Here is a 14,155-nt window from a genome sequence, read left to right on the forward strand (position 1 = left end):
TTCGTGACGAACGCACCGGCGGCACCATAAGAAACGAAGGAGACCCTCACATGAGCACCATTATCGACAGCGGCCGCGTGGCCGAACACAACGACAAGCTGCGCAGCGGCCTGGAAGAAGATTACGCCGCCCTGGCCGGCATGTTGTCGCGCCGTGGCGTGGACATCGAGCAGCTGACCGCCAAGGCGCAGAAATTTGCCGTGGCCCTGCCAAGCTGGGGCGCCGGCACCGGCGGCACGCGTTTCGCGCGCTTCCCGGGCCGTGGCGAACCACGCAACGTGTTTGAAAAACTCGACGACTGCGGCGTGATCCACCAGCTGACCCGCGCCACCCCTGGCGTGTCGCTGCACTTCCCATGGGATAAAGTATCGGACACCCAGGCGCTGCGCCAGCAAGCCGAAGCCCATGGCCTGTATTTTGACGCCGTCAACTCGAATACCTTCCAGGACCAGGTCGGCCAGGAACACACGTATAAATACGGCAGCATGACCGCGATCAGCGCTGCCACCCGCGCGCAAGCGGTTGCGCACAACGTCGAATGTATCGAGCTCGGTAACGCACTCGGTTCGAAAGCGCTGACCGTGTGGGTAGGCGACGGCGCCAACTTCCCCGGCCAGCACAACCTGCGCGGCGCGCTGGAACGCTACCTGGAAAGCGCACGCGAAATCTACGCCGCGCTGCCAGCCGACTGGAACCTGCTGATCGAACACAAACTGTTCGAGCCGGCGTTCTACGCCACCACCATTGCCGACTGGGGCACCAGCTTCGCCTGCGCGCAATCGCTGGGCGAAAAAGCCAAGTGCCTGGTCGACCTTGGGCACCACGCACCGAACACCAACATCGAAATGATCGTGGCGCGCCTGACCCAGTTCGGCAAGCTGGGTGGCTTCCACTTCAACGACAGCAAGTACGGCGACGACGACCTCGATTCGGGCAGCATCAACCCGTTCCAGCTGTTCCTGGTCTTCAACGAGCTGGCCGATGCGGCCGAGCGCGAAGGCGCGGCGTTCAACCCGGCCTACATGCTGGACCAGTCGCACAACGTGACCGATCCGATCGAGAGCCTGATGAGCAGCGCGGTGGAAGTGCAGCGCGCCTTCGTCCAGGCCAACCTGGTCGATCGCGATGCGCTGCGCGGTTTCCAGGAATCGCACGATGCGCTGCAATCGGCGCAAACCCTCAAGCACGCTTACCGTACCGACGTTTCGGCCATCCTGGCCATGGCGCGCCTGCGCAACGGCGGCGCCATCGATCCGGTGGCCTGCTACCGTGCTTCGGGCTACCGCGACCAGGTGGCGGAAGCCCGTCCGGCCAAGGCTGGCGCCAGCAGCAGCGGTATCGTATAAACGGTGGCACACGTCACTGTTGGACTGCGCGGGTGTGACCACCTGCGCGGTACGCTGACGCCTGTTGCACAGGCGGCGGCGCTGGTCTGCGCCCTGGCTTGCTGTGTTGTCCCCGCAGCAGCCCTGGCGCAGGAACCCGCACTGTCGAAGCGGCTCGCCGATGTCGCCGCGCAGTTTGCGGCGCCGCCGCCCGATGCCCGGCCGATGGTGCGCTGGTGGTGGTTTGGCCCGGCCGTGGTCAAACCCCAACTGGAACGCGAACTGCAAGCCATGAAGGCGGGCGGTTTTGGCGGCGTGGAGATCCAGCCGGTCTATCCGATGGAACTCGACGATCCCGCGCGCGGCATCCGTAACACTCCTTATCTTTCTCCCGAATTCCTCGACAACGTCAGTTACACCAACCGCACGGCGCGCGCGCTCGGCCTGCGCGTGGACATGACGCTGGCCAGCGGCTGGCCGTACGGCGGCCCGCACGTGGCCGTGACCGAAGCGGCATCGCGCCTTCGCGTGCACGTCGCCGAACTGCCAGCCGGTGCCGCCTCGGTGGCGCTGCCGTCGATCATGAGCGGCGAACAGCTGATCGCCAGTTTTGTCGGCGCCGGTACGCCCAAAGAGTACGACGCCACCGCCCTGAAACGCACGGAGCTTGGCGCACCCACGGCTACCACGCCGGGGCGCGGCGCGATTGCCGCCAGCGGCCAGCCGCGCGTGGTGGTCAGCTATACCGCCAGCCGCACCGGCCAGCAGGTCAAGCGCGCGGCGCTGGGCGCCGAAGGTTTCGTGCTCGACCACCTGAGCCGCAAGGCCATCGACCACCACCTCGACGTGGTGGCCACGCCGTTGTTGCAGGCGTTTGGCGACCAGCCGCCGACGGCGGTGTTCTCGGACAGCCTGGAGGTCTATAACACCGACTGGACTGACGACTTCCTGCAAGAGTTCCAGCGCCGCCGTGGCTACGATCTGACGCCGCACCTGCCGCTGGTGACCAGCGGCCAGGGACCGGATGCCCCGGCGATGCGGCGCGACTGGGTACTGACCCAAACGGAACTGGTCAACGAGCGCTATCTGACCCCGGTCAACGACTGGGCCGTCAAGCACAAGACGCAATTCCGTTCGCAGACATATGGCGAACCGGCGGTATCGCTGTCGAGCTACCGGCTGGTGGGGCTGCCCGAAGGCGAAGGCCCGCAATTCCGCGAATTTTCGTTTACCCGCCTGGCCACGTCGGCCGGGCACCTGTATAACCGCCCGGTAATCTCGGCCGAGACCTGGACCTGGCTGCATTCACCGGCATTTGCCGCCACCCCGCTGGACATGAAGGTGGAAGCGGACCGCATGCTGCTGCAGGGCGTGAACCTGTTCGTCGGCCACGGCTGGCCGTACACGCCGCCCGGCGCAACGGAACCGGGCTACTCGTTCTACGCGGCGGCCGTGTTCAACAACCACCAGCCGTGGTGGAACGTGATGCCGGACGTAAATGCCTATCTGACCCGCACCAGCTACCTGATGCGCCAGGGCCAGCCGGCCAACACGGTGGCGGTGCTGCTGCCCAACGACGACGCCTATGCGTCGATGACACCCGGTAAAGTGTCGCTATCGGAAAAAATGCAGCACTACGTCACACCGGAGTTGACCACGCAAATTCTCGACGCCGGCCACAATCTCGATTACGTCGATGCGGACTCGGTGCTGTCGCTGGGCGTGAACCACCCGGTACTGGTGCTGCCGCACGTGACGCGGCTGGCGCCCGAGGTGCTGGCAAAACTGGACGACTACGTGCGCCAGGGCGGCAAGATCATTGCCGTCGGCGCGCTGCCGTCGAAAGCGCCCGGCTACCGCGATGCTGCGCGCATCACGGCACGGGTGCAGGCGGCATCGAAAGCATTGGCCGCCAAGCCTGCCGTGACCGTGGTCGCGCAGGATGGCGACGTCGGCGCGGTCTTGAGCAGGGTGCTCACGCCCGACTTCAAGGTGGCGTCCAACGCGGCCGATATCGGTTTCGTGCGGCGCAAGCTGGCGGACGCCGATATCTACTTCATCGCCAACACGGGCAACCAGCCGGTGCGCACCACGGCCACCCTGGCCAACCTGCGCAAATCGGCATCGTGGTGGAATCCGCACGACGGCACCACCCGCGCCGCGACGGTGTTCCCGGCGGTGGACCTGGACCTGGCGCCGTACGAATCGCGGGTGCTGATCCTCAGCGATGCGCCGGCGGGTACGAAGACCGGTCCTGCGCCTTCGAATGCGGCACCGGTGGTGCTGGCCGACCTGGCGCGCGACTGGCAGTTGCGCTACCCGGACGGCGCGGCGCAGCCCATGCCACAGTTGCGCTCCTGGACCGACGATCCGGCGCGCCGCTATTTTTCCGGCATTGCGACCTACACCCGCGACGTCACGCTCACGGCCGCGCAGTTGAACAATGCGGCGGTCACACTCGATTTCGGCCAGGGCACGCCGTTGGCGACCGCACCGAAGGTTCCCGCCGGCATGCGCGCCATGCTCGAGAGCCCGGTGCGCGAAGCGGCCGAAGTGTTCGTCAACGGCCGCCGCGCCGGGTCGGTCTGGCGCCCGCCGTACACGGTGGACGTGACCAGCGCCCTGAAACCGGGCGTCAACCGCATCGAGGTGAAGGTGGCCAACCTGGCGCTGAATGCGCTGGCGGGGCAGGAGCGGCCGGACTACCGGCTGCTGTCAAGCCGTTACACCCAGCGCTTCGTGCCGCAGGATACGCAGCTGATCACACCACAGCCATCGGGCATGCTGGGCGCCGTGCGCCTGCTGGCCCAACCAGCAAAGTGAGGACATCATGATTTTCAAGAAATGGTTACATGTAGCAGCGCTCTCGCTGCTGGCACTGTGCTCGGCATCCGTCAGTGCCAAAACCTTCGATCCGTCGAGCTACGGCGCCAAGGGCGACGGCGTCACGCTCGACACCAGGGCGATCCAGGCCGCCATCGACGCTGCCGCCAAAAACGGCGGTACTGTGGCGTTCAAGCCGGGCACGTATCTGAGCGGCTCGATCTTTGTAAAAAGCGGCGTCACGCTGCAAGTGGACAAGGGCGTGACCATCCTCGGCTCGCAGAAGATCGCCGACTACACGGTACTGCCTACCCGCATTGCCGGCATCGAGATGCGCTGGCCGGCCGCGCTGATCAATATCTATGAACAGAAGAATGCGGCAATTACCGGCGAAGGCACCATCGACGGCGACGGCAAGATCTTCTGGGACAGCTACTGGACCCTGCGCAAAACCTACGAACCGCGCGGCCTGCGCTGGGCCTCGGACTACGACGCGCAGCGTCCGCGCCTGATCCAGGTGTTCAATTCGTCGCAGGTAAAAGTGGGCGGCGGGCTGCTGCTGCGCCGTTCCGGCTTCTGGACCCTGCATATCTGCTATTCGACCGATGTGACGGTGGATGGTGTCATCATCCGCAACAACGAAGGCGGCCACGGACCATCGACCGACGGCATCGATATCGACTCGTCGAAGAACATCCTGGTGCAGAACGCCGACATCTCGGTCAACGACGATGCGCTGTGCCTCAAGGCCGGCCGCGATTCGGATGGCCAGCGCGTCGCGCGTCCTACCGAAAATGTCGTGATCCGCAATTCCATCATCCGCGAGGGCGCCGCTGGCGTCACCTTCGGCAGCGAAACGGCGGGCGGCTTCCGCAACGTCGAGGCCTACGGCATTACGGTGCTGGACAAGGTGCCGGTCGGGATCCTGTTCAAGTCGGCGCACACGCGCGGCGGCTTTGGCGACAACCTGCGCCTGCACGACATCATCATGAAGGGCACGCCGGTGGCGATCCGCATCACCATGAACTGGAATCCGAGCTACAGCTATGCCAAGATCCCGGACGACGTCAAGGAACATCCGGATTACTGGAAAGTGCTGGCCACGCCGGTGCCGCGCGAGAAGGGCATCGCCCATTTCCACGACGTCAAAATCTGGAACATCAAGGCCACCGGCGCTACCACCGCGTTCGAGGTGAGCGGCTATCCGGAAGCGCCGTTGAATCGCTTCAGCTTTGAGAACATCGACATCGAAGCGCAAAATGGCGGCTTCATTTTCGATGCCAGCAACTGGCAGTTCAGGGACGTCAAGCTGGCCATCAAGCAGCCGGTGCACCTGCTGAACAACAGCGATGTGCGCGGTTTGCCAGTCGCCAGCACGGTCGTCAAGCCGCGTCCACCGGAAGTGCCGCTCAAAGAAAAGAGTTACGAAGAGCAGGATAAATCGTGAACAAATTATCCGTGCTGGCGGCCGTAATGTCCGCCTTGGCCGCACTGGGGGGCTGTGCCAGCGTGCCCCAAACCCCGTCCTACCCGCTGCCCACGCCGGCCATGCAGGCCATCGTGGACAAGGACATCAGCCGCCACTTCGGCGACGCCCCGGTGGATGGCGGCCCGCTGGCCACCGATCTGTCGCCGGCCTTGCGGCCGGCCGACATCGACAGGGTGCTGCGCAAGGTGGCGGACTGGCAGATGGCGCGCACCACGCCGCATTTCGACCGCATCTGGACCTCCAGCGTGCTGTACTCGGGCTTCATGGCAGCATCAAGCGCTACCGGCGACGCCAAATACCGTGACGCCATGCTGGCCATGAGCGAAAAGTTCGAGTGGAAGCTGCGCACGCCGTACCCGGACGCCGACAACATCAGCGTGGCGCAGACTTACCTGGAGCTGTATCAGCGCGACCCTTCACCGGAACGCATCGCCTCCACCCGCGCAGAACTCGAAACGCTGATCGATTTGAAAACCATGCGGCCCGGCGACGCGCGCCTGCCATGGTGGTGGTGCGACGCGCTGTTCATGGCGCCGCCGGTATGGGCCAAGATGTACCGGATCACCGGTGAGCGCCGGTACCTCGACTACATCCACACCCAGTGGCAAGCCACCTACGACCAGCTGTACGACCAGGAGGAACACCTGTATGCGCGCGACGCCAGCTACAAGGACAAGCGCGAACCGAATGGCAAAAAGGTGTTCTGGTCGCGCGGCGAGGGCTGGGTGCTGGGCGGCCTGGCGCGCACCATCGACTTCATCCCGGACAACGATCCGAAAAAGCCGTTCTACGTGACGCAGCTGCGGCAGATGTCGGCGCGCCTGGCGCAGTTGCAGGGCAAGGACGGCCTGTGGCACGCGGGCCTGCTCGACCCGGCCAGCTATCCGCTGCCGGAAATCTCCGGCTCGGCGCTGTTCGTGTACGGCATGGCGTACGGCGTCAATCGCGGCTACCTCGATGCGGCCACGTATCGTCCCGTGATCGAAAAGGCGTGGGCGGGCATACTGAAGAATATTTACGCGGACGGCCGCCTGGGCGGCATCCAGCAAACGGGCGCCGAACCGGCCTACTATTTGCCGGCGTCGAGCTACAACTATGGCGTCGGCGGCTTCCTGCTGGCCGCTGCCGAACTGAAAACCATGACCAAGGACGACAAATGACTGTAACTGCACCGATCACGCGCGCTTTCCGCATGAAGCTCAAACCCGGCACGGTGGAGGAATACAAGCGCCGCCACGACGAGCTGTGGCCCGACCTGGCCGCTGCGCTCAAGCAGGCCGGCATCTACGACTATTCGATCTTCCTCGACGAGGAAACCCTGCACCTGTTCGCGGTACTGAAACTCGCGCCCGACCACACCACCGCCGACCTGCCGCAGCAGCCGGTGATGAAGCGCTGGTGGGACTACATGGCCGAGCTGATGGAAGTGGAACCGGGCAACCGGCCAACCGAATGGCCGTTGCAGCAGGTGTTTTACTTCGCCTGAAGCTTCGCCACGGCCTTGGACGGCGTGAGCAGACCGCGCTCAAGCAGCCATTCTTCGGCGCGGTGCGGCCACAGCGACGTGGTGCCCAGGCCGTCGCGCATGCCCATGCCATGGCTGCCATGCTCGAACAGGTACATTTCGGCAGGTACCTTGGCGCGCGTGAGCGCCTGATAGAACACGATGCTGTTCTCGACCGGCACGGCCTGGTCTTCCTGGGTGTGGATCAGCAGGGTGGGCGGCGTGGCGGACGTCACCTGGTTTTCCAGCGACATCAGCTCGATCGCTGCCGGCGATGGATTCGCGCCCAGCAGCGCCTTGCGCGAGCCGGCGTGGGCTGCCGGGTCTTTCATGGTAATGACCGGGTACATCAGCATCAGGAAGTCGGGACGGGCGCTGGTGGCGTCGAGCGGCGCGCCGGTGCGGCCCAGCGGGTGGTCGAACAGGGTGCCGGCGCTGGCCGCCAGGTGGCCGCCGGCCGAGCTGCCCATCACGCCGATGCGCGCCGGATCGATGCCCAATTCCGCCGCGCGCGAGCGCAAGGTGCGCACCGCGCGCAGCACGTCCTGCAGCGGGGCAGGGTGGCCGTATTCCTGCATCCGGTACTTGAGCACATAGGCGGTCACGCCCAGGGTGCTGAGCCAGTTGCCGTATTGTTCGCCCTCGCGCGCGGTGGACATGCGCACATAGCCGCCGCCGGGGCAGATGATGACGGCGGTGCCGTTGGGTCGGTCCACGGCAGGGCCGATGCGGGTGAGCGAGGCGTCGGTGACGTTGGAGTTGTAGCCGCCGCCGATTTTTTCAGGGCCGATCGCCTTTGCGCCCGGCACGCCTTCGGGCCACAAGGTGATGACATTGCTGTCGGCGCTGGCCATGCCGGCGCCGAGGGTGAGAAGCAGAGCTATCAGAGTTTTTTTCATGGGGAGACAATCAAATGATCAAGAAGATTTTATGGGCGACGGCAGTACTGGTGACCATGCAGTCTACCAGCGCCGCGCCATTGTTCAATGGCCGCAATTTCGACGGCTGGGAACTCAAGACCACGCCCGCCGCTACCATGGACCAGGTGTTCAGCGTGCTGCCGCAAGGCGTGATCGCATCCACCGGCCAGCCGGGCGGCTTCCTGGCCACGACCAAAAGCTATGCCAATTTCAAGCTCCACGTCGAATGGCGCTGGAGCGGCAAGCCCGGTAACGGCGGCGTGCTGCTGCACATCAGCGACGGTCCGATGGACCGCGTATGGCCATTGAGCCTGCAGGTACAAACCAAGCATGGCAGCGCCGGCGACCTGCTGCCGATGGCCGGCGCAGCGTTTGCCGAACCGCTCACCAGCGCGCCCGGCGCCGAACCGCGCATCAAGGCCAAGATCGCCGCCAACAGCGAACTGGCGATCGGCCAGTGGAACGTGGCCGACATCGTCGCCCGCGACGGCACGGTGGAAGTGTCGATCAACGGCGTGGTGCAGAACCGCGTGACGGCCGTTAAACCGGCCGCCGGCCGCATCGGCTTCCAGCTCGAAGGTGCGCCATATGAGTTGCGCAATATCGAGCTGGTCGAGCAGCCCTAACGTTTCAGCCAGGCTTGTGGTACGGGGACAACCACGATATTCATCGACCGGTTGTCCTCGGACAGCATGGCCGACTGGATCTGGATCTTGGTGCCTTCCTTGTTGAAGGTAGGGTGGGGATGATCCGCCGCCGTGGTCTTGTGGCCGGTGGTGAGCATGATCATCTCGCGCGTTTTGCGGTCGATCAGGTACACGCTGCGGCTGAAATCGTCGCCGACCGCCCACTTGCCGTCCGACGAGCCATGCACGTGCCACAAGCCGCTGCCCGAAGGCGTCTGGCCGGCGATGGTCATCTCGCGCGTGCGCAGGTTGACGATCGCCAGGCCGGTCGGTTTTTCGCGGGTGCCGGTTGCGCCCCACCCGTCGTCCTGGCCCGGGTTGGCGCCATAGACGCCGGTGGCTGGCGCGGCCACGCCGCTCGGGCCTTCGGCGCCGGGAATCGGGCGATGGCCCATGATGGCCATCGCCACTTCATCCTTCGAGATTACCGCTTCGTGCGTCACCCACTCGTACGACGCTTCCGGATACAGCGGGCGCAGGCCGGTGCCGTCGGCCTTGACGGTCCAGGTGCGTTGCGGCGACTTGCCGCCGGTTTCCCAGCAGAACACGATCTCGCCCGGGTTGTACAGGTTGGCCTGGATATGGCCGATCTGGAACGGCACCGACACCACGTGCTTGACTTCACCGGTGCGCACGTTCAGGCGCGCGATGCCATTCGGGCCGGCGCCCATCTTGCGCGGGCCGAATGCCGGTTCGATCTTGGTGCCTGCCGCCAGGTGCTGGCCGGACCAGGTGGGGCCGGTGCGGAAATAGGCCCATTCTTCGTCGGCGTCGAGCGCCATGTCGCCGCCCGCTTCCAGCTCGGCGTCCGTGGTGCCGCAAATGCGCTGGTAGGCGTCGGCTTTTTTCAGCTTGCCGGCGGCGCTGTCGGCAAACAGCTTGGCCAGGTCCACTTCGACGATCTGCACGCGCTTGCTGTCGCCATCGGCGCGCATGAAGTACAGCTTCATCGATTTCTGGGCCAGGTTCAGCATGCCCATGTAGCCGCCCTCGGTCACCTGCACCAGGGCCCCGGTGGCTTCGTTGACGGCCATCGCCTCGCCCTTGACGCGGTTGGAACGGAACACCAGCCACTTGCCGTCGGAGGTCCATTGCGGGTGGGTGGGATAGATCTTGGAGTCGCCGCGCGGGGTACTGGTCAAAAAGGTCAGCATGGTGCCGGTGACCGGGTCCTTGACCACCTTGCGCTCGGACGGGAAGCGGGTGCCGATCTGCGCCTGGGCGGCGGTGGATGCGATCAACGCTGCGCAAATAAGTAATTTGGAAATCATTATTGGCCGAAAAAGGATGGAGAGGGTACGATTGTGGGCCGATACGCGGGTGCGTATTGCTCATGTTCCTGATTCTTTAAACGTCAAGAACTGGGGTGGAAAAATCCTCGCATAGAATTGGTACCATGAACAAATATCTCGCCTCCTTTTTCCTCATGCTGTGCTGCGCCGCTGGTGTAATGGCACAAGCCCCTGCCAACACCGACCCACGCAACGCCAAGGTCACGCTACCCGATCCCGCCAACCCCAAGCTGCCGTCGCTGATCATGATCGGCGACTCCACCGTGCGCAATGGTCACGACGATGGCCAGGGCAAGGGCGCGGCCGGCCAGTGGGGCTGGGGTAACCCGATCGCCGCGTACTTCGATCCCGCAAAAATCAACGTCGTCAATCGCGCCGTGGGCGGCTTGAGCAGCCGCACCTACATGAGTTCCGGCCACTGGGAACGCACGCTGCCGCTGATCAAGGCCGGCGACGTGGTGCTGATCCAGTTCGGCCACAACGACAGCGGCCCGGTCAACGACACCGTGCGTGCGCGCGGCACCATCAAGGGCACCGGCGAAGAATCGGAAGCGATCAACAACCTGATCACCAAGCAGGACGAAGTGGTGCACACCTACGGCTGGTACCTGCGCAGTTACGTCGCGCAGATCAAGGCGCGCGGCGCCACGCCGGTCATCTGCTCGCCGATCCCGCGTAACAACTGGGGTACGGATGGCAAGGTCGCGCGCGCAGCCGACAGCTACGGCAGCTGGGCCAAGCAGGTGGCCGCCCAGGAAAAGGTCGGCTTCATCGATCTGAATGAGACCATCGCGAAGCAGTACGACGCCATGGGCCGCGACAAGGCCAACCTGATGTTCCCGCCTGACGAACGCACGCACACCAATATGGCCGGTGCCGAGTTCAATGCGAAGGTCGTGGTAGCGGGCCTGAAGGCGCTGCGCCCGCCGCTGGCGGGGGATGCCTTGAGCGCGCTGAACGACGCCGGCCGTGCCATCCCTGCGGCCGAGGATGAACGTCCCGTGGTGGACGGCGCCAAGGTCGCCGGCGTGCAGCCGCGTGATCCGGCGCTGCCCAATTTGTTCCTGGTCGGCGACTCCACCGTCAAGAGCGGCGGCGCTGGCGGCGCCATCGGCTGGGGCGAGCGCATCGCCACCCACTTCGACACCAGCAAGATCAACGTCGTCAACCACGCCATCGGTGGCCGCAGCAGCCGTACCTTTTTCACCGAAGGCCGCTGGACCCGGGTGCTCGAGCAGATGAAGCCGGGCGACTTCGTCGCGATCCAGTTCGGCCACAACGACGGCGGCCGCATCGGCGACCCCGCCAACAAGAACCGCGCTTCGGTGGCAGGCACCGGCCCCGAGACCGTGGAAGACACCAAGCCCGATGGCAGCAAGGAGCAAGTCCACACCTTCGGCTGGTACATGGCGCGCTACGTGGCCGATGCAAAGGCCAAGGGTGCAACCGTGATCCTGCTGTCGCCGGTGCCGCACCGCGACGTGTGGGAAAACGCCCGCGACTTCGCCAGCTTCGCCCAGTGGGACCAGGAAGTGGCTGCCAAGGGTGGCGCGCTTTACGCGGATCTGACGATGGTGGTGAGCGACGCCTACCGCAAGCAGGGCGCGCAAGTGGTCGATACCTATTTCTCGGACGCGCGCACGCACACCAACGAAGCCGGCGCCCAGTTCAATGCGGCGCGCGTGGTCGATGCGTTTAATGGTTTGCCAGGCAAGCCGCTGGCGAAGTATTTGAAGTAATCGGTGGTGCCAGCGCGATTCCCCGCTTGCGCGGGGATGACCCTGGTTAGTTCTCCAGCCCTGCCACGACTTCCTCCGGCACGGCAATCACGGTACCGTGCCGCATGCGCTTTTTCGTGCCTTCGTCGGGGAACTGCATCTTGTCAGACACGTCTTCCCAGTGCACCAGGTCGCGCGAGCGCATGGCGCCGTAGTGCTTGGTGATGTAGGCGTCGTAGTACAGCACCACGTCGTCGCCGATCTGCAGCGCGGTCGGGCCTTCCACCCACAGCTTGGGTGGCGTGATCGGTGCGCCCAGTTTGCCGAACGGTCCTTGCAGGTCGGGTGCGTCGGCCACTTGCAGATGCTTTTTCGGCGGGTTGCGGGTTTCGTCCTTCACCAGCAGGTGGTTCTTGCCCTTGAAGTTGACGAAGGTGGCGTCGATCACCGAGAAACCGGGATCGTAAAACAGTTTGGTCGGCGTGTACGTTTTAAAATCGCGCGTGGTGGTCGCGTACATGCGGTGGTTGTACTTGTCTTCCGACGAGCCGTCGGTGGCCGGGAAGCGGCCGGGGATGGTGGAGGCCCAGAAGATCAGAAACTCGCCGCGCTTGTCGTCGTAGACGATTTCCGGCGCCCAGGCGTTGAGCGAACCTGGTTCGTGCGCCATCACCGGTACCTGCTGCTGCTTCGACCAGTTGACCAGGTCTTTCGACGACGCGTAACCGATATTGTTCTCGTTCCAGCCCGACGTCCACACCATGTGGAAAGTGCCGTCGGGACCGCGCACGATGCACGGGTCGCGCATCAGCTTTGAATTGCCGACAACGGGCGTGAGGAAGCTGCGGCCACCGGCCACTTTGTCCCACTTGTAGCCATCGGTGCTGCGGGCGAAATGCAGGCCGTCCTGGCCGTTCTCGGTGAAGTAGGCGAACAGGTAATTGTCCGCCGCCTGGGAGGCGATGCTGGCCGCAGCCAGCATCGCACCAGCGGCCAGCCGGCGCACGTTGAAAAGAAAATTGCGGCTCTTCGGAATTCCCATCATCAGCGGTTGCCCTCGTCGCCCAGCGGACGCTCATTGGTGAAAGTGGGGCTGACTGGCACGGCGAATTTCGCCACCGGATCGGGATGCGACGGATCGAAATTGCCGTAGCCGTCGGCGATCCACTGCGCCGCCGGCACGCCGGCCTGGCGCAAGCCGGTGGTAACCGCCTGCGCCAGCTCGTAGCTGCCGTAGGCATTGTGGTGGGTGTTATCGAGCTTGCCCGGCTGCGGTTCAGCGAAGGCCAGCTTGGAACCTTCCACGCCCAGCGCCGCGTACAGCGGCAAACTCATGGCGTGCAGGTCGATGAAGGCGGTGCCCAGTTCTTTGGCCGACTGGCGCGCGGCGGTGGCGTAGTCGGTCAGGGTTTCCTGCGGCTTGCCGGCGTCGTCGAAACGGCGGCGCTCCATCGACGACATGATAACCGGGATGCCGCCGTGCTTGCGGATGGCTTCCACGTGCTGGCGGATTTCGTCCTTGTACGTGGTGAACGGGCCGCCCTTGTTGTCCTTGATCTGCTTCTGGTCGTTGTGGCCGAACTGCATCAGGACCGTGTCGCCGGGGCGCATCATGCTCAGGACCTTGTCCAGGCGCCGGCGCGACAGCGAGTCGCGGTAGGTTTCGCCCGACTGCGCCAGGTTGGCCACCGCGATGCCGGGCTTGAAAAAGCGCGGCAGCATCTGGCCCCAGCTGTTGAACGGTTCGCCCGGCTGGTCGGATACGGTGGAGTCGCCCAGCAGGAAGATGGTTGGCGCGGTTACCGGCACGATGTCGATCGACTGGATCACCGGGTTGCTGCCGTTGATCTCGAGCGTGAGACGCTGGTCCCAGGCGCGCGCTTCGGATACCGTTTCGCGCGGCACCTTGAGGTCCACCACGCCCGCCGCCACGCCCGCCACGGCCTTGATGCGCGGCGTGCGCACGTTGACGGTGAAGGTGCGGGTTTCCGTCGTGCCGCTGGCCGTGCTCACATTCTCGAGCATCAGGCGCCGCAGTTCGGACTTGATGGTGGTGTTGGAAGCCGTACCGGCCGCGCCCAGTTTGACGGTAACGTTGTAGTTACCCTCGGGGACGTCGGCGGTGAAATAGGACGGTTTGGTTGCGACCAGGTACCCGGCGGTGCGCACTTCCGCGCCCGGTTCGAAGCCGAACCCGCGTTTCGCATCGTACGCCATGCTGGCATCCACCGTGGTGTAGCCGTCCCTGGCCGCGCCAAAGCTGAAGTGCCAGGCCTCTGCTGCATGGGCGTGGCCCGGGCCGAGGATGGCGAGTGTAGAAAACCCTGCCAGCAGCAGCGCCGAGGAGACCCGGCGCGCCACCGGCAGGGAAGGAGTGCCCTGTCGGTGAAGTTTCATA

General features: G+C 64.8%; 11 protein-coding genes. 7 read left to right on the forward strand and 4 right to left on the reverse strand.

The annotated features are described in order from the left end of the window. Window positions 1-50 precede the first annotated feature (50 nt). From rhaI to rhaM, 5 genes are read left to right on the forward strand one after another with little or no spacing between them, the layout of a single operon-like run. Complete coding sequence (rhaI, locus tag F8197_RS04505; protein ID WP_152880282.1) at window positions 51-1,346, forward strand: L-rhamnose catabolism isomerase; 1,296 nt, start codon at window positions 51-53, stop codon at window positions 1,344-1,346. A gap of 3 nt (window positions 1,347-1,349) precedes the next feature. Continuing rightward, complete coding sequence (locus F8197_RS04510; RefSeq protein ID WP_373996787.1) at window positions 1,350-4,148, forward strand: glycosyl hydrolase; 2,799 nt, start codon at window positions 1,350-1,352, stop codon at window positions 4,146-4,148. A gap of 7 nt (window positions 4,149-4,155) precedes the next feature. Continuing rightward, a complete protein-coding gene (locus tag F8197_RS04515; RefSeq protein WP_152880284.1) occupies window positions 4,156-5,595 on the forward strand; it encodes a glycoside hydrolase family 28 protein in 1,440 nt (479 codons plus the stop codon). Beyond that, window positions 5,592-6,797 (forward strand): glycoside hydrolase family 88 protein, encoded by a 1,206-nt coding sequence (locus F8197_RS04520; protein WP_373996788.1) that lies wholly within the window; start codon window positions 5,592-5,594, stop codon window positions 6,795-6,797. Before F8197_RS04515 ends, F8197_RS04520 begins: the two co-directional genes overlap by 4 nt. Next, window positions 6,794-7,123, forward strand: a complete 330-nt coding sequence (gene rhaM, locus F8197_RS04525; protein ID WP_152880287.1) for an L-rhamnose mutarotase — start codon at window positions 6,794-6,796, stop codon at window positions 7,121-7,123. The genes F8197_RS04520 and rhaM overlap by 4 nt, the downstream gene beginning before the upstream one ends. Here the strand turns inward: rhaM and F8197_RS04530 are convergent. Then, complete coding sequence (locus F8197_RS04530; protein WP_227012062.1) at window positions 7,111-8,040, reverse strand: alpha/beta hydrolase; 930 nt, start codon at window positions 8,038-8,040, stop codon at window positions 7,111-7,113. The genes rhaM and F8197_RS04530 overlap by 13 nt on opposite strands. Window positions 8,041-8,054: 14 nt before the next feature. On the opposite strand from F8197_RS04530, the gene F8197_RS04535 reads away from it, so the two are divergent. Beyond that, a complete protein-coding gene (locus F8197_RS04535) occupies window positions 8,055-8,687 on the forward strand; it encodes a DUF1080 domain-containing protein (RefSeq protein ID WP_152880288.1) in 633 nt (210 codons plus the stop codon). Here the strand turns inward: F8197_RS04535 and F8197_RS04540 are convergent. Further along, window positions 8,684-9,988, reverse strand: a complete 1,305-nt coding sequence (locus F8197_RS04540) for a hypothetical protein (protein WP_152880290.1) — start codon at window positions 9,986-9,988, stop codon at window positions 8,684-8,686. The two genes, F8197_RS04535 and F8197_RS04540, sit on opposite strands and share 4 nt — an antisense overlap. 155 nt (window positions 9,989-10,143) lie before the next feature. On the opposite strand from F8197_RS04540, the gene F8197_RS04545 reads away from it, so the two are divergent. Next, entirely contained in the window at window positions 10,144-11,778 is a 1,635-nt protein-coding gene (locus F8197_RS04545) for a rhamnogalacturonan acetylesterase (protein ID WP_152880292.1), read from the forward strand. 46 nt (window positions 11,779-11,824) lie between these two features. On the opposite strand, the gene F8197_RS04550 is transcribed toward F8197_RS04545, so the two are convergent. Both F8197_RS04550 and F8197_RS04555 read right to left on the reverse strand, forming a co-directional pair. Next, complete coding sequence (locus F8197_RS04550; protein ID WP_152880294.1) at window positions 11,825-12,802, reverse strand: glycoside hydrolase family 43 protein; 978 nt, start codon at window positions 12,800-12,802, stop codon at window positions 11,825-11,827. Further along, window positions 12,802-14,154, reverse strand: a complete 1,353-nt coding sequence (locus tag F8197_RS04555) for a rhamnogalacturonan acetylesterase (protein WP_152880296.1) — start codon at window positions 14,152-14,154, stop codon at window positions 12,802-12,804. Before F8197_RS04555 ends, F8197_RS04550 begins: the two co-directional genes overlap by 1 nt. Window position 14,155 lies beyond the last annotated feature (1 nt).

It is taken from the genome of Duganella sp. FT27W (assembly GCF_009295655.1).
Lineage (GTDB): Bacteria > Pseudomonadota > Gammaproteobacteria > Burkholderiales > Burkholderiaceae_D > Rugamonas > Rugamonas zoogloeoides.